Source organism: Pseudoalteromonas sp. S16_S37 (assembly GCF_014694405.1).
Taxonomy (GTDB): Bacteria; Pseudomonadota; Gammaproteobacteria; order Enterobacterales; family Alteromonadaceae; genus Pseudoalteromonas.
Genome location: NZ_JAAUWV010000008.1, coordinates 76,740 through 97,177 on the forward strand (window position 1 = coordinate 76,740; position 20,438 = coordinate 97,177).

At 42.9% G+C, this 20,438-nt stretch carries 17 protein-coding genes; 10 read left to right on the top strand and 7 right to left on the bottom strand.

All coding sequences use genetic code 11. The features are described from left to right. Positions 1-3 precede the first annotated feature (3 nt). The 6 genes from HC733_RS06070 to mioC all read right to left on the bottom strand — a co-directional run bounded on the left by HC733_RS06070 (position 4) and on the right by mioC (position 5,658). Positions 4-384 (bottom strand): ATP synthase subunit I, encoded by a 381-nt coding sequence (locus HC733_RS06070; protein ID WP_190364159.1) that lies wholly within the window; start codon positions 382-384, stop codon positions 4-6. 139 nt (positions 385-523) lie between these two features. Continuing rightward, entirely contained in the window at positions 524-1,447 is a 924-nt protein-coding gene (locus HC733_RS06075) for a ParB/RepB/Spo0J family partition protein (RefSeq protein WP_190364160.1), read from the bottom strand. A 15-nt stretch (positions 1,448-1,462) separates the two neighbouring features. After that, entirely contained in the window at positions 1,463-2,248 is a 786-nt protein-coding gene (locus HC733_RS06080; protein WP_190364161.1) for an AAA family ATPase, read from the bottom strand. Positions 2,249-2,262: 14 nt separating this feature from the next. After that, the gene (gene rsmG / locus HC733_RS06085) at positions 2,263-2,883 is read right to left on the bottom strand and encodes a 16S rRNA (guanine(527)-N(7))-methyltransferase RsmG (protein WP_190364162.1); all 621 of its coding nucleotides are present in this window, start codon (positions 2,881-2,883) and stop codon (positions 2,263-2,265) included. 15 nt (positions 2,884-2,898) lie between these two features. After that, entirely contained in the window at positions 2,899-4,788 is a 1,890-nt protein-coding gene (gene mnmG, locus HC733_RS06090; protein ID WP_190364163.1) for a tRNA uridine-5-carboxymethylaminomethyl(34) synthesis enzyme MnmG, read from the bottom strand. Between the two features lie 423 nt (positions 4,789-5,211). Further along, the gene (gene mioC / locus HC733_RS06095; protein ID WP_190364164.1) at positions 5,212-5,658 is read right to left on the bottom strand and encodes an FMN-binding protein MioC; all 447 of its coding nucleotides are present in this window, start codon (positions 5,656-5,658) and stop codon (positions 5,212-5,214) included. A gap of 640 nt (positions 5,659-6,298) precedes the next feature. On the opposite strand from mioC, the gene HC733_RS06100 reads away from it, so the two are divergent. Then, positions 6,299-7,072, top strand: coding sequence for an EAL domain-containing protein (locus HC733_RS06100; protein ID WP_190364165.1), 774 nt, complete (start codon positions 6,299-6,301; stop codon positions 7,070-7,072). A 38-nt stretch (positions 7,073-7,110) separates the two neighbouring features. On the opposite strand, the gene mnmE is transcribed toward HC733_RS06100, so the two are convergent. Beyond that, complete coding sequence (mnmE, locus tag HC733_RS06105; RefSeq protein WP_190364212.1) at positions 7,111-8,475, bottom strand: tRNA uridine-5-carboxymethylaminomethyl(34) synthesis GTPase MnmE; 1,365 nt, start codon at positions 8,473-8,475, stop codon at positions 7,111-7,113. Between the two features lie 195 nt (positions 8,476-8,670). Between mnmE and HC733_RS06110 the strand changes: the two genes are divergently transcribed. From HC733_RS06110 to HC733_RS06150, 9 genes are all read left to right on the top strand, one after another. Beyond that, entirely contained in the window at positions 8,671-11,037 is a 2,367-nt protein-coding gene (locus HC733_RS06110; protein ID WP_190364166.1) for a winged helix-turn-helix domain-containing protein, read from the top strand. Positions 11,038-11,669: 632 nt separating this feature from the next. Continuing rightward, positions 11,670-13,166 (top strand): AMP-binding protein, encoded by a 1,497-nt coding sequence (locus HC733_RS06115; RefSeq protein ID WP_190364167.1) that lies wholly within the window; start codon positions 11,670-11,672, stop codon positions 13,164-13,166. After that, positions 13,166-14,590: an anthranilate synthase component I family protein gene (locus HC733_RS06120; RefSeq protein ID WP_190364168.1), complete on the top strand. Its 1,425-nt coding sequence runs from the start codon at positions 13,166-13,168 to the stop codon at positions 14,588-14,590. Before HC733_RS06115 ends, HC733_RS06120 begins: the two co-directional genes overlap by 1 nt. Next, positions 14,581-15,213 (top strand): anthranilate synthase component II, encoded by a 633-nt coding sequence (locus HC733_RS06125; RefSeq protein ID WP_190364169.1) that lies wholly within the window; start codon positions 14,581-14,583, stop codon positions 15,211-15,213. Before HC733_RS06120 ends, HC733_RS06125 begins: the two co-directional genes overlap by 10 nt. Before the next feature lie 18 nt (positions 15,214-15,231). After that, the gene (locus tag HC733_RS06130) at positions 15,232-16,827 is read left to right on the top strand and encodes a class I adenylate-forming enzyme family protein (protein ID WP_190364170.1); all 1,596 of its coding nucleotides are present in this window, start codon (positions 15,232-15,234) and stop codon (positions 16,825-16,827) included. Beyond that, entirely contained in the window at positions 16,824-17,540 is a 717-nt protein-coding gene (locus HC733_RS06135) for a glutathione S-transferase family protein (protein WP_190364171.1), read from the top strand. The genes HC733_RS06130 and HC733_RS06135 overlap by 4 nt, the downstream gene beginning before the upstream one ends. Next, a complete protein-coding gene (locus tag HC733_RS06140) occupies positions 17,537-18,331 on the top strand; it encodes a hypothetical protein (RefSeq protein ID WP_190364172.1) in 795 nt (264 codons plus the stop codon). Before HC733_RS06135 ends, HC733_RS06140 begins: the two co-directional genes overlap by 4 nt. Next, complete coding sequence (locus tag HC733_RS06145) at positions 18,328-19,431, top strand: 3-oxoacyl-ACP synthase III family protein (protein WP_190364173.1); 1,104 nt, start codon at positions 18,328-18,330, stop codon at positions 19,429-19,431. Before HC733_RS06140 ends, HC733_RS06145 begins: the two co-directional genes overlap by 4 nt. Beyond that, positions 19,428-20,435, top strand: a complete 1,008-nt coding sequence (locus HC733_RS06150) for a 3-oxoacyl-ACP synthase III family protein (protein ID WP_190364174.1) — start codon at positions 19,428-19,430, stop codon at positions 20,433-20,435. Before HC733_RS06145 ends, HC733_RS06150 begins: the two co-directional genes overlap by 4 nt. Positions 20,436-20,438 lie beyond the last annotated feature (3 nt).

Genomic DNA, 20,438 nt, shown 5'->3' on the forward strand with positions numbered 1-20,438 from the left:
AAGTTAATGATTAAAAAAAATCGATGTACACCAATGCACTATGGTCACCAAGACAAAACTGACTATCAACCATGAAGGTGTCAAAACCAGGACTTTAAATGCCACTAAAAACAGTGCAGTAGTTAACAAAAATTTTAACCCAGCGCCTCGTTTGAACGATTGATGCACTTGGTTTGCCTTACTTGCGCCCATATAACGAAAGGCGTAGATGGCAAATACTAAATTGGGAAGCACGGCTATCACTCCACCGGCCAAAGCCGACTGAGCTGCCAAAGCTCCCCAACATATAAAAACGATAACTGCGATGGCTAATGCCACGACGCCCTGAAATAAAACACCTTTTAATGCGGCACGCCTGTATGGGCTTGCTAACGATTGAGTCACTTTTAGTTAACCTTTAGTGGCGTAAAATTTAATCAGGGTACTAAAACTGGCGAGATTATACTTATATTTGGTGATTTTGCAACTTGATGAGACAAAATGTGGCGCTTTTTCACCGCCACATTTGTTGATTATTCGCACTTTAGGAAGGTTGCTGCATATCAGATTGAATACGACCCAGTATGCCGTCTAATTCATCTAAATTGGCATATGAAATAACCAATTTACCTTTGCCTTTTTGGTTATAATTTATCTCTACTTTGGCGCCTAAATTTTCGGCTAATTGTTGTTCTAACAATTTGACATCTGGATCTTTTTCTCTTGCCTGTTTTTTCTCCACAGGCTCTAAAATTGAGCGCACCAGCTTCTCTGTTTCACGCACAGTAAGCGCTTTGGCAACCGCGGTTCTAGCAGCCTCTGACTGTTGCTCATCATTGAGCGCCAATAAGCAGCGTGCATGGCCCATTTCGATGTCACCATGCTCCAACAAAATTTTAACATCATCGTTAAGATTATTGAGCCTAAGTAAATTAGTGACTGTCGTACGCGACTTGCCAACCGCATCGGCTACTTGCTGATGTGTTAGCTCAAATTCATGTAACAACCTATCTAGCGCAACCGCTTCTTCCATCGCATTAAGGTCTTCGCGTTGGATATTTTCAATCAAAGCAATGGCCACTGCGGCTTCATCAGGAACATCTTTTAAAATACAAGGAACAACATCTAACTGGGCTATCTGCGCTGCACGCCAACGACGCTCACCAGCAATGATCTCAAACTGTTTATCTGCAATAGGGCGCACCACAATCGGCTGTAACACCCCTTGTGCTCGAATCGAGCTGGCTAACTCTTCTAGCGCCTGCTCAGACATATCTTTACGCGGTTGATACTTTCCAGGATGCAAAAATTCAATGGGAATACGTTTTAGGTCACCATCGAGTGTTAACTCACTAGATGAACTAGAGGCCTGTTGTACAGTTTCAACAGGCTCAGCGCTTTGCGCTGGCTTCGATGAACTCAATAAAGCATCCAAGCCTCGGCCTAAACCGCGTTTTTTTACCGACATGTTGTTATTATCCTCTTAGGCAACCGCTGCGGATTGTTTTTCTTTACGACGTAACATTTCGCCTGCCAAAGCTAAATAGGCTTTTGCACCACTTGATGCCCGGTCATAATACATCGCGGGCGCACCAAAACTTGGCGCCTCAGCTAAACGTACATTTCTTGGGATCACGGTGCGATATACTTTGTCACCAAAGTGTTGTTTAAGCTGCTCAGATACATCATTAGCTAGACGATTGCGCGGATCATACATGGTCCTTAAAATCCCCTCAATTTGTAATTCGGGGTTAACCAGCTTAGCCAATTGTGTAATGGTATCCATCAACGCCGTCAAACCTTCCAGTGCATAATACTCACATTGCATAGGCACTAAAATTGAATCTGCAGCAGCCATGGCATTAACGGTAAGCATATTCAATGAAGGTGGACAGTCGATAAAAATGAACTCGTATTTATCTTGTATTGCATCCAAAGCATTGCGCAAGCGCACTTCGCGGGCAAACAGCTCCATCAATTTTACTTCAGCAGCCGTTACATCACCGTTTGCAGCGATAAGGTGATATTCACCAGATGTTTCTTTGCAGATCACGTCGTCAATTGCTTGCTCTTCAATGAGCAAGTCATAGATGGTCGCTACGTCGCCATATTTGTCGACACCGCTACCCATGGTTGCATTACCTTGCGGGTCTAAATCTATTAATAAAACCTTGCGCTTAGTTGCCGCCATAGACGCTGCTAAATTTACAGCCGTGGTGGTTTTGCCAACGCCACCTTTTTGGTTTGCAATTGCAATGACTTTTGCCACGTTGCCCTCGAATACTAATCTTTAGAAAGAATAATTAAATGTCGCTCTGCATCCAACTTTGGCACGTGAAGATGAATATCTTGCTGCAATTTAACTCCAGCAGGTAACTGTTCAAGCTCTTGCGCTGGGAACTGCCCTTTAAGTGCCAAAAAATGTCCAGACTGGTCTATTAAGTGTCCACACCAATCAACCATATCTTGCAAAGATGCAAAAGCACGGCTGAGTACCCCATCTAATTTAACACTTGGCTGATATTCTTCAACACGAGACTGCACAGGAGTCACATTATCTAGCCCAAGCGCATGTTTTACTTGCATTAAAAAACGAACACGTTTGCCTAAACTATCAAGCAATACAAATTGCGTATCGGGTAGGGCAATTGCCAACACAATACCTGGTAATCCAGGGCCTGTACCGACATCAATATAATGTTTACCGGCTAAATGGGGGGCTACCACCAAAGAATCCATGATGTGTTTTACCATCATCTCTTTTGGATCGCGAACGGAGGTTAAATTGTAGGCTTTATTCCATTTATCTAATAACTCAACATATTGCACTAATTGCGCTTGTTGATGTTCACTTAGCGCAAGTTCCGTTTGCGCTAACAAAGAAGTCAGTTGTTGCTGTAACACAGTATTCCTATGCAACTACGCAGACTTGCGCAGGAGCCCTTGCTTTTTCAGATATACTAATAATAGCGAAATAGCGGCTGGGGTGATACCAGAAATACGCGAAGCCTGACCAATGGTTTGCGGACGAGCATCGCTAAGTTTAGCGACAACTTCATTTGATAACCCGCTCACTAAAGAATAATCATAATCTTCAGGCAGTACCGTTTCTTCATGACGAAGTTGTTTATTGATCTCATCTTGCTGACGAGCAATGTAACCCGCATACTTAGTTTGGATCTCAACTTGTTCAAGTGCTTGAATATTATCAGAATCAGATCCCAATCCTTCAATTTTCATCAGTTCATGATAAGACACTTCAGGGCGACGGATCAGATCTTCTAAACTCGCTTCTCGGATCAACGGAGTTTTCAATAATTCATTCACCTGCGCAAGTGCAGGGTGATCTTTATGGATCCAAGTTGACTTTATTCGTTGCGACTCTTGCTCCATAACTTCAAGCTTATTGTTAAATGCAGCCCAACGTTCATCATCTACTAAACCCAGCTCACGGCCTTTTTCGGTTAAACGTAAGTCAGCATTATCTTCACGTAATAACAAACGATATTCAGCGCGGCTCGTAAACATACGATAAGGTTCTTTAGTTCCTAATGTGGCTAAATCGTCAATCAATACGCCAGCGTAAGCTTGATCACGGCGAGGTGTCCAAGCTTCTTTACCCTGTACTTTAAGTGCTGCGTTCATACCAGCTATCAACCCTTGTGCACCCGCTTCTTCGTACCCTGTCGTACCATTGATTTGACCAGCAAAGAATAATCCACTGATAAACTTAGTTTCTAAAGATTGTTTTAGATCACGAGGGTCAAAGAAGTCATATTCAATTGCATATCCTGGGCGGCAAATATGAGCATTTTCAAAGCCTTTGATAGAACGCACGATCTGAAGTTGCACATCAAATGGTAAACTGGTTGAGATGCCATTTGGATATAACTCATAAGAGGTTAACCCTTCAGGTTCAACAAAGATTTGATGTTTTTCTTTATCAGCAAAACGTACGATCTTGTCTTCAATAGACGGACAGTAGCGTGGTCCAATCCCTTCAATAACACCCGCATACATAGGTGAGCGATGTAAATTTGCACGAATTACATCGTGAGTTTGCTCATTGGTATAAGTGATATAACAAGGGATCTGCGTTGGATGATCAGACTGTTTACCCATAAACGAGAATACTGGAGTCGGTGTATCGCCAGGTTGCTCCTGCATCACAGAAAAATCTACGGTACGGGCATCAATACGTGGCGGTGTGCCTGTTTTTAAGCGATCAACTCTAAATGGTAATTCACGCAATCTTTGTGCAAGTGCAATTGAAGGAGGATCGCCTGCACGACCACCTTTGTAGTTTTCCATACCGATGTGGATTTGACCACCAAGGAAAGTTCCTACAGTTAACACAACAGAATGGGCGCTAAAGCGCAGTCCCATTTGCGTAACAACACCTTTTACTTGATCTTGTTCAACAATAAGATCGTCACAAGATTGCTGGAAGATCTTTAGGTTTTCTTGCTTTTGTAAAATATCTTGGATTGCCGCTTTGTACAAAGCGCGATCTGCTTGAGCGCGCGTTGCTCTCACAGCAGGTCCTTTTGAAGAATTTAATGTTCTAAATTGAATGCCACCTTTATCGATAGCCTTGGCCATCGCACCGCCTAAAGCATCAATCTCTTTAACCAAATGACCTTTACCAATTCCACCTATAGCAGGGTTGCATGACATCTGACCTAAAGTATCCATATTATGGGTCAACAATAGGGTATTCATGCCCATACGAGCTGAAGCAAGTGCTGCCTCTGTGCCTGCATGTCCACCACCTACTACGATTACGTCAAAATGTTCATGATAAATCATTTACGGGATCCTACTTAAAAACAACCAGCAAATTCTGAAAGGGAGCGTATTCTACCTAGAAATGCTCAGAAGTGAAATGTTTAAATATTGAGCAACACCTAAAAAGCGAAACTTGATCACTAATTATATATAAGGATCTTTTTAAAGATCTTTTATTAGATCTTACTACTAGTGATCGGCTTTTCTGTGAGTAAGGCTATATATTTTATATAAAACAATAAATTAAACCAGATCAATAGATGTGAATTAGATCGGATCTAAGGGCGTACAAGCTCTGATCAAAGCGCTCTTTTATACACAGGGCAAGATCCGGTTAAACTTATCCCATGGATAACTATGTTTAGATCAGCCATTAGATCAAGTGTTATCCACAATACGATCTTATTTTTTTAAAAATTGTGTATAACTTATTGAAAAGATCTATTAAGCAGCCTTGGTTACTTCTTCAATAAACTTAGGTAGCCAAGCTAAAGCCGTCTCTTCAGGTAAAGCTTCATCAAGCACATTTAACTCTAAATTAGGTAGAAGCTGCTTGGCACCTTTATTGATCAGCAATTTTTCGCAATTTTTTGCCGCATAATTAAAGGTATCGTAGCTAGAGTCACCTAAACCAACCACTGCAAAATATACCTGATCCAAACTATCCCTTTGATCTAATTCATTAATGAACGGGATAAGGTTATCTGGATAGTCTCCAGCACCATAGGTGGATGTCACTATTAACCATATTGGATGTGATATGTCACTTGCCACAGGTTGTTCATGCAATGTCGCAATAATGGCTTGATCTTCAAGCGCTTCTTGGAGCTGTTCAGCGACATATTCAGCAGAACCCATTTGGCTGCCAATAATGATCTCTATATGGTGCATGTTTTCTCTACCCTATATGCGAATGGCGACATCATAAAGCGCTTTTGATAGATGTAAAGTGTTGTTCGGTTTTATTGGGATAAAAATATTAGCGTGTTAAATGAACAACTAGGTGGCTTTATATGTAACCTACTGAAAAATAAAGAGTGAATATTTTATTCTGGTTTTGTTTTTGGTGTGAATTTTGTGGATAAACTGACTATATGTGTACCATAACTTTATTTTTAACCTTAAAAATGCATGCCAAGAGGTTAATTCCAATTACAAAGAAAGGATTTGCTATGAACAATGTATAGTGTGGACAGTCTAGATGTGAATAACACGTAGATCTGCAAAATAGCTTTGAGCGTTTTGGATCTACTAAGTTCTGTCTATATAATTAAATAATCTAAAAAATACAAAAAATGATCTTAAATTGCTTTTGAACAGCGTTTAGGTTGGTTGTTATTTACTCTTTTTCTCATAAGGGCGAGTTGCGCACCTGACAGTGACAGCAAGATCTTCAATTAGTGAGTGCTATTTTGTGTGTGCTTTTACCCGTTGTTGCTCGTATAAGATCGCTATAAAGCAACGTTTTGCGGTTGCGATGTACATTTATGAGCGCTAGTCTTTAGTAACATAGCGCGGGCAAGGACTAGAAATGACAGAACATTCCATCGGTTGCGAGCGACAAACATGTCGTAATTGTGAAAATGCAGACTCCCTAAGTTTCGATTTTACAATGGCATTTCAGCCTATTGTGGATGTAGATAAGCACACTATATTTGGTTATGAAGCTCTTGTTAGAGGGCTTAATAACGAGTCTGCATGGTCTGTTATTTCCCAAGTAAATGAGACAAATCGCTATACCTTTGATCAACTATGCCGTGTAAAAGCCATTGCACTGGCTGCAAAGCTTAATGTGGATAGCTATTTAAGTATTAACTTTTTACCAAATGCCATTTATCAGCCTGAACGTTGTATTCGTACAACTTTAGAGGCGGCAAAGAAATACAACTTTCCTACTGAACGTATTATGTTTGAGTTCACAGAAGTGGAAAAGGTAGAAGATAGCCATCATATTGAACTGGTTGTGAAATACTATCAATCGCTTGGCTTTTTAACTGCGACTGATGATTTTGGTGCGGGGTATTCAGGGCTAAATCTATTGGCTGATTTTCAAACCAATATAATAAAACTCGATATGGCGTTGATCCGTGATATTCATCTTGATCCCGTGCGTCAGTCAATCGTTGGTCACTGCTTGAATATGTTCAAAGAGCTTAACATTACCGCATTGGCCGAAGGCATAGAGATGGTTGAAGAATATCAATGGCTAAAAACGGCGGGTGTTACCTTAATGCAAGGCTATTTATTTGCAAAGCCTGGGTTTGAGAGCTTACCAAGCGTTGATTTTCAATCCCTAATTCAATGAAAACACCAATAAGCGGATACTTATTGGTGTTTGCTTAATTATTTACCAATACAAAACGAGCTAAAGATTTTGCCAAGCAGATCATCAGAGGTAAATTCACCGGTGATCTCATTTAGATACTGTTGGGTTAAGCGTAGCTCTTCAGCCAAGATCTCACCCGCAACATGCATTTCTAACTGGGTTTTACCTATATCTAAATGCTCTGCGGCACGCTCTAGTGCATCTAAGTGACGACGGCGTGCCATAAAGCCGCCTTCGGTTGCGCCTTGATAGCCAATGCAGGCTTTTAGATGATCGCGCAGCAAATCAATCCCCTCGGTGTTTTTAGCACTTAAACGCAGTACAGGGTAGTTGCCTTGTTGGCACATGTCCGACGTTTCTGCTGATAAATCAATTTTGTTACGCACTACTGTAACGGCCATCCCTTGCGGTAATTGCTGCATAAACTCAGGCCAGATCTTGGTAGGGTCGGTTTCTTGAGTGTCGGTGCCATCGACCATAAACAGCACATGGTCGGCTTGGCGGATTTCTTCCCAGGCGCGCTCAATACCTATTTGTTCTACTTTATCTGGGCTTTCACGTAGGCCTGCGGTATCTATGATATGCAGTGGCATACCATCAATGTGAATATGTTCGCGCAGAACATCACGGGTGGTGCCCGCAATATCGGTAACGATGGCCGCTTCTCTACCTGCTAAGGCATTCAGTAAGCTTGATTTACCTGCGTTGGGGCGACCCGCGATGACCACACGCATACCTTCACGCATGATACTGCCTTGCTTAGCCTGCTTACGTACTTCGTCTAACTGTTCAATAATGGCATTAAGGTCGCCACTGACTTTACCATCTGACAAAAAGTCGATTTCTTCATCAGGAAAATCAATCGCCGCTTCAACATACATACGTAAGTGGATCACTTTTTCCACCAGCGTGTTGATATGTTTTGAAAAGTCACCTTGTAAAGAGTGTAGGGCGCTCTTTGCTGCTTGTTCACTGGTGGCGTTGATCAGATCCGCAATGGCTTCAGCTTGGGTTAAATCCATTTTGTCATTCATAAAGGCGCGCTCTGAGAATTCGCCTGGTTGCGCGAGTCTTACTCCAGAGATCTGACAAATCTCTTTCAGTAACATATCGATGACAATTGGACCACCATGGCCTTGCAGCTCAAGTACATCTTCGCCCGTAAATGAATGGGGATTTTTGAAAAATAATGCAATACCTTGATCTAGTTGCTCGCCTGCTAAGTTGTTAAATGGTACATATTCGGCGTAGCGAACTTTTGGTGTCTTGCCAATGATGGTTTGCGCCACTTGGCTTGCAAGTGGACCGGAAACACGAATAATACCGACACCACCTCGTCCTGGTGCTGTGGCTTGGGCAACAATAGTATCTTGATTTGTGATCATGCTGAGTATCAATTGAGCGTTACATAATAGTCAATTGTATCTCAAACTGGACAGCGCAGCTATGGTGGCGGGTTTATCATGCTTTTGTCTCATTTATTGGACTGTAAGCTTATGATCATAATACAATACGATTGGTTTACTTTACTACAAATGTAGTAATTTTATTACATTATGGAAGTTGTGAAGGAATATATGGCGTACATTTTTGAGACTTACACTTTTGACCCTGAACTGGGTGTGTTGTATAGCGAACAGGAGGAAATTCAGCTTAGGCCTAAGTTGGCTCAGCTATTAGAGTATTTTTTGCAAAACTCAGGACGTGTGATCACACGTGACGAACTGTTATCAGCCCTGTGGGTTAATGGCGAGTATCGAGAGAGTTCTTTAACGCAAAGCATCAGGGAGTTGCGCAAGCAACTAAAAGATAATGTACAAAACCCCATATTTATTAAAACCTATCCACAAAGAGGGTATGTTTGGATCAGTGAGCCACAATCACTGCATGTTGATTCCAACGAAAATGTACTTTCGACCGTTAAGAAAAGTGAGTACACGCTTGCTGATTGGTTTAAAAAGCCTATCGTTATTTTTTTATGTGCATTGTCGTTAGTATTCTTTAGCGGCGCTGTGACTTTTTTAGTATCAAAAAATAGCTTTATTGCGGATTCTAAATATGAAAAAAATCATAATGATCGATTACTTATCGCACCTTTCAAAAATCTAACAGGGGAAACCGAGTTTGATTGGTTAAATTATGGTTTACGTCATTTATTGATACAGAATCTAAAAGATTCGGGGGTATTTACCGTGATCCCCGACAAACCTGCTTACCATCTGTTTTCACAAGAGCATGAAGCCCATGAAAACATGGGAGAAACACTTGAAGCGTTGGTTCAGCAAGGGCACGCAGATCGTTGGTTAGAAGCCAGCGTTTCGCAAGAAAATGGCTTATTTGTATTTCATTATACCTTGTCGGATAAAGCGGGTAAGGCCAAAAAAGGCGTTATTTATAGCGATGATTTGACACACCCTTTGGCAGATTTAGCTGCAACGTTAGCCAAACAAATAATAGGTAAAAATGGCATAGTCAGCACATATCAGGTGTCTGACAATGATTTTTCTACCAAAGATTACCTTGAAGGTTTGTATGCGCTAGAAACCAGAGGGGTTGGCTTAGCCATGCGCTATTTTGAAGCGTCGGTATTGCACGACCCCAACAATTTACACTCGCAAGTGGAGTTAGCCAGAACATACTGGCATACCGGTCGCTTAGCGCAAGCAAATGAGATTTTTAATAAGTTAAATAGCGATCCTAAATTAGAAGCGCAATCCATGCTCAAAGCAAGAATGCTTGAATATTGGGGAGAACTTAAACTGGCACAAGGGGATTATGACACAGCCAATAGTTTGTTAGAGCAGGCTTTGATGGGCGTTGATGAGATTGATAACGATGTGCTCAGATCAAAAATTTATCACAAACTATCAGCGATTGCATGGTTACAGCAAGATAAAGGGCGATCTGAACATTTTGCTCTGCAAGCCAAGCGATTATTTGATATACATGATATGACGGAGTCCGAAGCACAACGTTTGTATTACATAGGCAATCCACCAACTGCAAGGCCTGATAAAGATCAACCACTTGATTTAGAAGCCAGCTTGCAGAGCTTACATAAATCAGTGCGTTACTACACAGCGAATGGCAATCTGAGCCTATTGATGAAGACCTATTTTGCCCTTGGGCAAAACTACTTGGCCCCGTTAGATGAAAGACTCAATGCATTGATAAGTGCGTTGGATTTGGCTGCTGAGCAACAAGAGGTTGTTTATCAAATAAAAATAGCCAATTACCTTGGTTTTTACTTTATTCAATTGCATGAAGGAAACAAAGCACTGCAATATATCAACCTCGCTGCCGATGTATTAAAACACGAACTCGATATTGCGCCGCTGCGGTATTACAACCAACTATTGCTGGCTATGGCGAAGATGGACAAAGGTATTTCGAGTGACGATATACAGGCTCTAGAAAGTGCTAAGGATACATTTACAAGGCTGTTGGTTCAGTTGTCAGGTGTTGATAACTTCGCAAACATCAAAGCGGATGCTTATCTATTAAAAGGCTGGAGCCAACTTGCTTTAGCGCAATATCAAGGAGCACTTGAGAGTTTGACACAAGCAAACCGCCTTTATGATGATTTAAAAATGAAAGATTCGCAGAGTTATGCCGTGTATTCTTTGATTTATACGCAACTGCAGCTGGGTAATGATAAACAGGCAATCGCGCTTGCTGAGTCTGGTCAATTTAATAAAAAGCTTATTTACGACTATGCCGCATTTGCTTATTTTCGAGCCAAAGACATAGACAACTCCATTGCACAGCTGAAAAAAACCAAACAGCATTTTGCACCCTACTGGCGTGAGCAGGATGAATCAATTCTAAAGCAACTACTCAGTGGACAGGGGCAAATAAGGCCTCAGAAGTGGTTCAAAGCGCTGCAAAAGCCTTACTCTGTGTATTGTGAGTCAGAGTGGAACTTACAATCTGGGCTTAAATAACCTCTAATTTGGATAACGAAAAGGCCCATATGGGCCTTTTTTGTTGACAAGTGTTAGGTGGTTATCCTCTCACTGTACATACATTTCTCACTTTCAAAACGCGCATCCAAACTTGAGGTTAACGAGGTATTACGTGTGTTAGCCGGCAATGAGTGATGCGATGCTCATCGCATTAACGCAAAGCACTCAATAAACCGTGTTTTCAGATATGCCAAATGCCAGGCTCTGATTATTGTCGAAACCTTTTTAATACTAGCTATCGTAAGCGTGTCTAGTACCTAGAACATTTGTCATTTCTTTTGCAATTAACTGTGTTTTAAAAAATAAAATTTAATGAAACTATTCATATAGTTAATCTATTTTTTATCTCGTCTTTATATTCAAAATTTAAATTTTACTCATGTTTTAGCGTTTTTGTGTCGCTATAAAAACCATTTTAGTTATAAGGTCTTGCCTGCGCAAAATTAGCCTGGGATGAGGGTCTCAACACTCGAAAATCGAGTAGTAGGGCAACGCACACTATTAAGCTTTATGCAGTAGTTTCTGATGACAACAAAAGGAGGCAAAAGGAATGATTTGCACTTTAATGAGGTTTTTTCGTGCAGCATGTTTAAGCTGGTGGAGGCACAGTTATGGGCTTTGAAAACTTAGCTGTTAAATGGCTCGTCGATGCTGACAACAAACAAAAAGAAGTGATCTGTACACAGCAAGGCTCACTGACTTATCAGGCTTTGTTAGAACAGGTTTGTGCCTTAGCAAGTACATTGCAGCATCTAGATATCAAAGCGAATGACCGAGTTGTGATAGCGCTGAACGATGGGGTTATTTTACATAGCTGCTTTTTAGCGTGTATCGCCATGGGTGCTATTCCGATTGTGGTCAACCCAAAACTCTCGCAACAGAGTTTAGGTTTTATCATTGATGATAGTCAGGCTAGTTTAGTTGTCAGCCAGCGCAATCAAGCTGTTAAATTTGAGCTTTATCACAACGGCGTGGTGGCGCAATCATACACCCATCAACAACTCCTGAAATATAGCCACAACGGCTGGAACAACTTTCATTATAAGCAAGCTGATGATGTGGCATTTATGCAGTACACATCAGGTACAACGGGCAATCCAAAAGGGGTGATGCATAGCAGCAGTAATGCGCTCAACAGTGTGCGTTATTATGCTCAGGATGTATTAAAAGCGCAAAGTGAAGATAGATTTTATTCGTTGGCTAAATCATTCTTTGGTTATGGGCTTGGCAATAGCTTGTTCTTCCCATTGGCATCTGGTGCCAGTGTGGTACTTGATAGTGATTGGCCTAGTAAAGAAAAGGTACTTGCTAATTTAGAGCAATATCGACCAACCATATTTTGTGGCGTACCGGCGATGTATCAAGCGTTGCTAAACGATAGCCATACACATAATGCTTTTATAAGTGTACGAAGGGCTGTTTCAGCGGGGGCCCCGTTACCTAAAAAGCTCTTTGAACAATGGCAGCACAATCACAATACCACGATTCTAGATGGCTTAGGGTCCACTGAGTTATGTCATATCTTTTGTAGCCACAGCGCTGAAACGGCTTCCGCGGGGACGATAGGAAAGCCATTACAAGAATATCAAATCGAGATCCGTGACGCCCAAGGGAATGTGCTTGAAGATGGTGAGTCTGGCACTATGTGGGTGAAAGGACCAACGCTTTCGCAAGGTTATTGGCGCAATCCTCTAGCAACACAGACTAAGTTTCAAAATGGTTGGTATAACAGCGGCGACCTTGCACTGCGTGATGAGCAGGGGTTTATTCACTTTAAAGGGCGTGCCGATGACTTATTCAAGGTCAATGGTCGTTGGGTTGTACCCAGTGACATTGAAGCACGAATACTCAATGATTTTAGTGCGATAACAGAGCTGGCGTTAGTGCCGAGCGAAGATGAAAACGGCCTGACAAAAGCGGCTTTATATGCAGTGACACACACGCCTGAGGCAAATGAGCTTATCTCAAAGGTCGAACTTTGGTGTCAAAATAACTTATCTGGTTATCAACGTCCTATTACTATTTCTCTGCTTGATGCTTTACCTCGCAATGATAATGGCAAGGTGATTCGCAAACAGCTTCACTGTGTTACACAAGAGGTGGCGTAATGCAGTTTAGTTATTCACATCAACTGCGTGAGCTGCCTTATCAAATAGATCAAGTGATTGATTTATATAAACGTTACGCAGAACCAACGCAGTCTTTTATCTTTGAATATAACAATGCTGGTAACAAAACCATGCCACCGCGTTTTTCGGTGATAGGTTTGTCTACGCTTGCCAGTATTCGAGTTAAGAACAATGCATTGGTGTTAAAAACGTCTCAGGAAGACACACATTATCCAATTGAAGACGCGACACAAGTTTGGCCAACCCTTGAGCAACTACTAAACGAGTTCGATATTAATACACCTGCTCATTTACCTTGTTTTTCAGGTGGTTGGTTTGGTTTTTGGGGGTATGAAAGTGTTCGCTATTTTGAACCTCAAAAATTGCCGTTTCCAAATAAACAAGATCTAACCGACTCTGCTGATATTGCCTTAATGCTGCCTAAACAGTTGCTGATTTTGGATCATCAGCAAGCTCGTATGTGGTTAGTCTCTTATGCACCAAAAGGAGCGTTAGCTGATCTTGAGCTAACCGCCAACGGCTTTGACTGGCTAGCAGATTGCACAACAGGAGATGTTCGCTATCAGTTTGATAAGCAATACTTTATGCAAGCCGTAGAGCAGCTCAAGCAACATATTACTGATGGCGAAATTATGCAGGCGGTGTTGTCACAGCGGATGTGTATCGATGTTAGCGGTCAGGGCATTGATTTTTTTGCCAAACTGCGTAAAGCCAGTCCCTCACCCTATGCGTTTTATGTCCGGATGGACAACAGTTGCATTTTTGGCGCTTCCCCTGAGACGCTGGTGCGCTCCCACGATGGGCAGATCGTGTCATTCCCCATGGCCGGCACACGGCATAGAACCAGCTGTGAGCAAACCAATCAGCGTTTAGAAGCAGAGCTACTTAACGATGAAAAAGAGTGTGCTGAACATTTAATGCTCATTGATTTGGCAAGAAATGATGTGGGTAAAGTGGCAAAACTGGCATCCGTGTCGGTACCAAAAATGATGTCCGTAGAGCATTTTTCTCATGTGATGCACATCACCTCTGAGGTTCGCGCAGAGCAATTAGCCCACACCTCGGCACTGGATGTTATTCGCGCCACACTCCCTGCGGGCACGCTAAGTGGCGCGCCAAAAATTCGAGCCATGCAATTGATAGATCAATATGAAACAGTACGCAGAGGCCTTTATGGCGGCGGCGTTGGGGTCTTATCTGAGCAAAATGTGGATTTAGCCATCGTGATACGGTCGGCATTAATTAAAGACGGATGTTTACATATCCAAGCTGGTGCTGGGGTTGTTGCTGACTCTGTGGCTGTCAATGAGTGGCAGGAAACCCTCAATAAAAGCCGCGCCATGTTGGAAGCGTTAGGTATTGAAGAAACTAAAAAAGATAAGGAAGAATCAACATGTTACTGATGATAGACAATTATGATTCCTTTACCTATAACCTGGTCCACTATGTCGCGGAACTCGGTCAAGAGGTAAAGGTGGTACGCAACGATGAGGTGAGTATCGATGACCTTATCGCTTTGCGACCCGATGGCTTGATTGTCTCACCGGGTCCTTTTGGCCCCGAGCAAGCGGGTATTTCCTGCGAAGCGATTCGTTACTTTGCTGGCCTAATTCCTATTTTAGGCGTGTGTCTTGGGCATCAGTCGATTGGCCATGTCTTTGGCGCTAAGGTTAAACATGCTGATAAGCCTGTCCACGGCAAGTGTTCAAGCATAGTGCACGATGGTTCTGGTTTATTTGCAGGTCTACCATCTCCTTTGCGTGTTACTCGCTACCACAGTTTAAGTTTGGCTTGGCCACTGCCTCATTCACTCGATGTTATTGCCATGACTTCCCAAGATGCCATCAGTGATGTGAGCTCATCTCAGATCATGGCACTAAAGCATAAAACCTTGCCCATTTATGGCGTGCAATTTCATCCAGAATCCATTGCCTCTGAAGGGGGCAAAGCCATGTTGAAAAACTGGCTCAAAGAAACAGGTCTGAGCAAGCTTAGTAATAAGCCTCGTACCGTTGAAGCCGCTTAACTCAATAGGATGTGAACGATGTTTTCTAAAGAAGTAATCAAACAAATACAAGAAGATAGAACTATTGGCGCAGGTAACTTTTTGGACATGCTGGCCACTTTGCCCATCGATATCAATGCCACGGCATTACAGGTTGATCAAGCTATTCCACTGTATGTGGGGCAGCAAACCTCATTTAGTGTCAGGCATCTACAGCACTGCGCCACACAAATAGCCAGCAAATACTGCGCGCTTGGGGTGCATGAAGGTGATTTAGTTGGCTTGTATTTACAAGACAACTTGAGCTACTTCCTACATTACTTGGCATTGACACGTTTAGGCGCGATTGCGGTGGCCATCAATAATAAGCTCGCGCCAGACATCACCTTAGCATTTTGCAAGATGAACAAAGTTAATGTGCTGATCAGTGATGAAGATAATCATACCGCTTTGCGCCAGTTGGATTGCGACTTTATGCAACTTTTGACTGATAAGCAATTGATGGCGCTGTGCTCCGAGCCTGTTCCTCCTATGAAGCAGTATCAAGCAGATGATGTGGTGTTATTAGCTCATACCTCAGGCACAACAGGGGTGCCAAAAGCGGTGATGTTCAGTCATGAAGGGTTTTTCTTTGGTGTTCGAAGTCAACTGCACAAACAAAAAGGAGAGCGAGTATTAAGCGCGCTGCCTCATTCACATAGCTCGGCTATTTCAGTACTTATGTCGAGTTTGCTACGAGGTGCAAAAGTACATGTACTTAGCGATAAACGCGCCAGTGCCATTGCGCAAAGCATGAGAGAGTATCGCCATGACTTGGTTGTTGCCTTTCCTAAAACATACGTCGATTTATGCCGAGAAACGCTCAATCAAGAAGATTTTGAGTCGGTGGGTTACTGGATAGCAACTGGGGATGCAAATCATGAATCGCATATCCGTAAGCTGATCGCGCTTGGCCATCATTACGTTAATGGTCAGCGTCAAGAGGGCTCTGTTTTTATCGATAATTTAGGGTCTTCTGAATTTGGTTTTGCGATGTTTAGAAACATCCACTCACTGAGCCAAAACAAGTTTAATAGATGTATTGGTCGACCTTTTGAATGGGTGGAGGCTGCTATTTTGGGGGCCAATGGCGAGCAGTTGCCAGCGGGAGAAATCGGTCAGCTAGGTGTGAAATCGAATACGGTGACAGCTGGATATTGGAACAACCCAGAATTAACAGCGCAGGCAAAATTAGCGGGCTACTGGCTAACCGGGGATCTGGCTTATTTTGATGAGCGAGGGTTTTTCTATCATGTTGACCGTACTACCGACCCTATCCATACCGAGCTGGGCACTATTTATAGCTGCTTAACCGAAGAGCTTATCCTAACGCATTTTGGCGACATCTTTGAATGCAGTATCTATGGCGCGCCAACAGATAAGGCGGGGGTGAGCGAAGCCCATATTTGCGTTGAGCTTATCCCAGAAGCCGAATTAGTGATCCCCGATAAGTTACTGCAAAAAATAAATCAAGTACTTGAACTAAATGAAATTCCACCTCTGAGTGCACTGACATTTCAGTCTGCTCATGCCCATACGGGTGTCACGGGTAAAAAGCTTAAACGTCGACTTCGTCAACTAATGGAGGTTGCATGAACAAATCACATTTATTACCCCCTCGCATAGAGTTATTTGGCTACGGTATTTGCCCCTATGTAATGCGCGTACGCTACATATTGGCGTTACTGGACCTCGATCATCATTATGTGGAGCTCGATATTTATAAAGCAAAACCTGCGGCTTTATTACGTTACAACCCGCTTGGCCGAGTTCCAACGTTAGTGGTTGATAGCGATAGTATTTGCGACTCAACGGTTATTGCGCTGTGGCTCGCTCAAGTTTATCGAGAATACAACCTACTACCTACGGATGCTTGGTCACAAGCAAAAGTGATGAATGACATGGCGGCGATTGATTTTGTGCATAGCAAAATTAGCACCTTAATGGGGGCCTCCGATCAGCAGGAGTTTAACGCCAGTGTTGATGCACTGAGCGAGTCATTACACGGCATTTTACCCTTGTTGAACGAGCTTAATAATAACCAAGCTTCTTTAAGGCATGTATGGGTGATGCCATTGACATTATTGCTTAAAAGCTTAGATCAGCTTTTTGATGGGCAGCTTAGTGATGCCATCGCGGCTATTCGTTCATTGCCTAATTTGCAGCAAGCGATACAGGCACCGAGCAGCAAATTTTCAGCCTTACTTCCCGTAGATTATGTGCAACAACTGAGCGAGATGCTGAGCAAACGAAGCCGTTATTACGGCAATTTTTTAGAGATGACAATGCAAAAGGAATGCGCAGTATGAATACACAAGCAAGCAATACTTTGCGGTTGATGGGGCTGTCAGCTGAGTTACTGGCGACGGGTCACACGCGTGGAACATGCATGAATTATATCAGTGATGTTGTTCCAAGCTTGTTATCTGAGCAGCAAGTGAGCGCACAAAGCATTGATTTGATCCTCACACTGAGTATGAGCATAGATCATTTAACCGATGACACTGCGATTCAGTCGCCACGTTTAGGTTATCCAATCCAACATCATTTAGCTGCAAGTAATGCCTTTGTGTTGGACCTTCAAGACACCTCATGGGCACAAGCATTTGAGATTGCCAATGGCTATTTAAGTTGTACTGACATGCAGCGAGTGCTGGTGGTTGAAGCCAATTCATTTACTCAACCTGTGGCTTCGCAATTATTTAATGGCGCTCGCGCCGCGTTGCTTGATAAAGCTGACGAGACAGCAAGCTGCATGATGGTGAGCCAAGAACTGCCATTAGAACATGTCCGTACGTTAGTACTTACTGATGACAATGATATTAGTTTATCTGAAGTTGATGAACAGGAGAGCGTATTGCTTAGTGATGCCATCATACAAGTGGTCAAGCAAAGCAACGTTACTACTCCCGTGTTGCTTGACTTACCTAGGTACCTGCAAGAGGCTGTTCATTCGCGCTTACAAAACGAGTTGCCACAGACGCAATGGCTACTTTGGGCGTTGTTAGGTAATCCCACAAGCAAGGTGTTGTGGGTGAGCTATGAAGTGTTTCGCAAGCGTGTAGTGGCGCGTGAATTATTGATTAAGGATGAGTTATGAATACATGTGGTGTAACCATCAAAGCCGTTGCGGCCAGAGTGCCAAGTATTGCGGTTAGGAATTTTGATGAGCAGTGGTTTAGTGAAATAAGTGAAGCCGACCAACTGGCATGGCAAGATAAGTGGGGAATTGAGCAGCGATTTTTTACAGATAGCTCACGTCATACGCCACTACAACTTGCCCATAGCGTTGCGGCAGAGGCGATATCGCTGGCTCAGCTGCAAGCGCAGGATATAGACATGCTCATAAGCGGCACGACCAATGTGGTGCAATTGTCGCAAAATGAGCAGTGTGGTTTGCCTAAAAAGCTGTTATATCCTCGCGTTAGCCAAGCGCTTAAACAGACGTTAGCGCTTGAAAATGCCATTGAATTTGATATTCAAAATGAATGTTCAACTATGATGGATGCCATGCAAATTGGCCACAATGCGATAAAAACAGGACGTGCAAAACAGGTGTTGCTGGTGGTATTTGAAACGTCCAGTAACTCTTTGAATAGAACCGAAGCCAATGGTATGAATTTTGGCGATGGCTATGCCGCCATCGTGCTTAGCCGCCATGATGACCCTAATTTGGGCATTCAATCTCAATCCTATCAAAGTTTTCCAAACAACTATTCTTTGGCAACGGTGAAATGGGACGAGCAACCGAAAACCCCGACTGGATTGAGCTTTCACATGCCAGAAGAGGGAGCCAGTGAAATGGGTAAATTCGTACCAAAAACGCTACCTAAATTGGTGTATAGCGCATTAGAAAAAAGCGCGATACAACCTTCGGATATCGACTTTTATGTGTTTCATCAACCTGCCAGAAAGCTGATCGATGCGTGGTGTGCCTACTTAAAGATCCCTAGCGAAAAAACCATCAAAATCATGCAAGAGTATGGCTGCGCCGTATCTGCTGCTATGCCACTGGCTTTCAACCTCGCACTGCTGCAGCAAAAAATTGCTGCAGGGAGCCAAATTGTGATTGCAAGCCCATCGGTGGGCTGGGGATTTGGTGCCCAAGTTTGGCAGTTAGGGGAGCTACCCAAATGCAGCCCGCAAATACACCAAAGCATTTTAGATAGTCAAAACACAACAAGGAATGAATCCCAATGAAGCCATCATATATCTTAGGCACAGGCTTTTATTTGCCAAGTAACTGTGTTGATAACCATATGATATCAAAGGTTATCAATACCTCTGATGAGTTTATTCGCAAGCGCATTGGTGTAGAAACACGTTTTCACGCGCAGCCTGAGCAAGCATGTAGCGATTTGATGCTAGAAGCAGCAAAAATGGCCATTGAAACGGCAAGCATAAATATCGAAGACATCGATATGCTGATTGTGAATACCCTCAGCCCTGATGTTCATGACCCGTCTCAAGCCTGCATTTTAGCGAGCAAATTAGGCCTTAAAGAGGTCCCTGCATTTGATATTCGAGCGCAATGTAGTGGCCTGCTTTATGGCATTAACATCGCTAAAAACTTTATTGCCGCAGATGATAAACGCTGCATTTTGGTGGTGGCTGGCGAGTTGCTATCTAAGCGTATGGATACCAGCGACGATGGTCGTAATTTGGCGGTAATGCTTGGTGATGGTTGTGGTGCTGCGGTTATCTCTGATCAGCCTCGCGATAACAGCCCGATGACCGGGAAAATCATCGATGTGGTGATCAACGGCGATGGGCGTCAATGGGAAAGCCTAGTAACACGCGTACCTGGCACCGCACAACGTCAATTCCATCGTGCTGATGATAACCAGCAAGGGCATAGCTTTATGCGTATGAACGGCCCAGATGTATTTCAGCATGGTGTGAGTAAATTTTGTGAAATTGCACAGCAGTTGCTTGAGAGAAACCAGTTATCGGTTGGAGATATCGACAAGTTTATAGTCCATCAACCTAACTTACGAATGCTAGAAGAGATCCAAGCGCGATTAGATATTGATCCGCAAAAAATGCCTATCAATGTCACGAAATACGGAAACATGGCCTCAGCATCTACAGCCGTTACCTTGGCTCAAAGCTGCCATGAGGGCGTTGTTAAATCTGCTGATCGGGTATTGATATTGTCTTACGGTGCCGGAGCCACATGGGCTGGCGCATTGGTGCAGTTTTAAGGA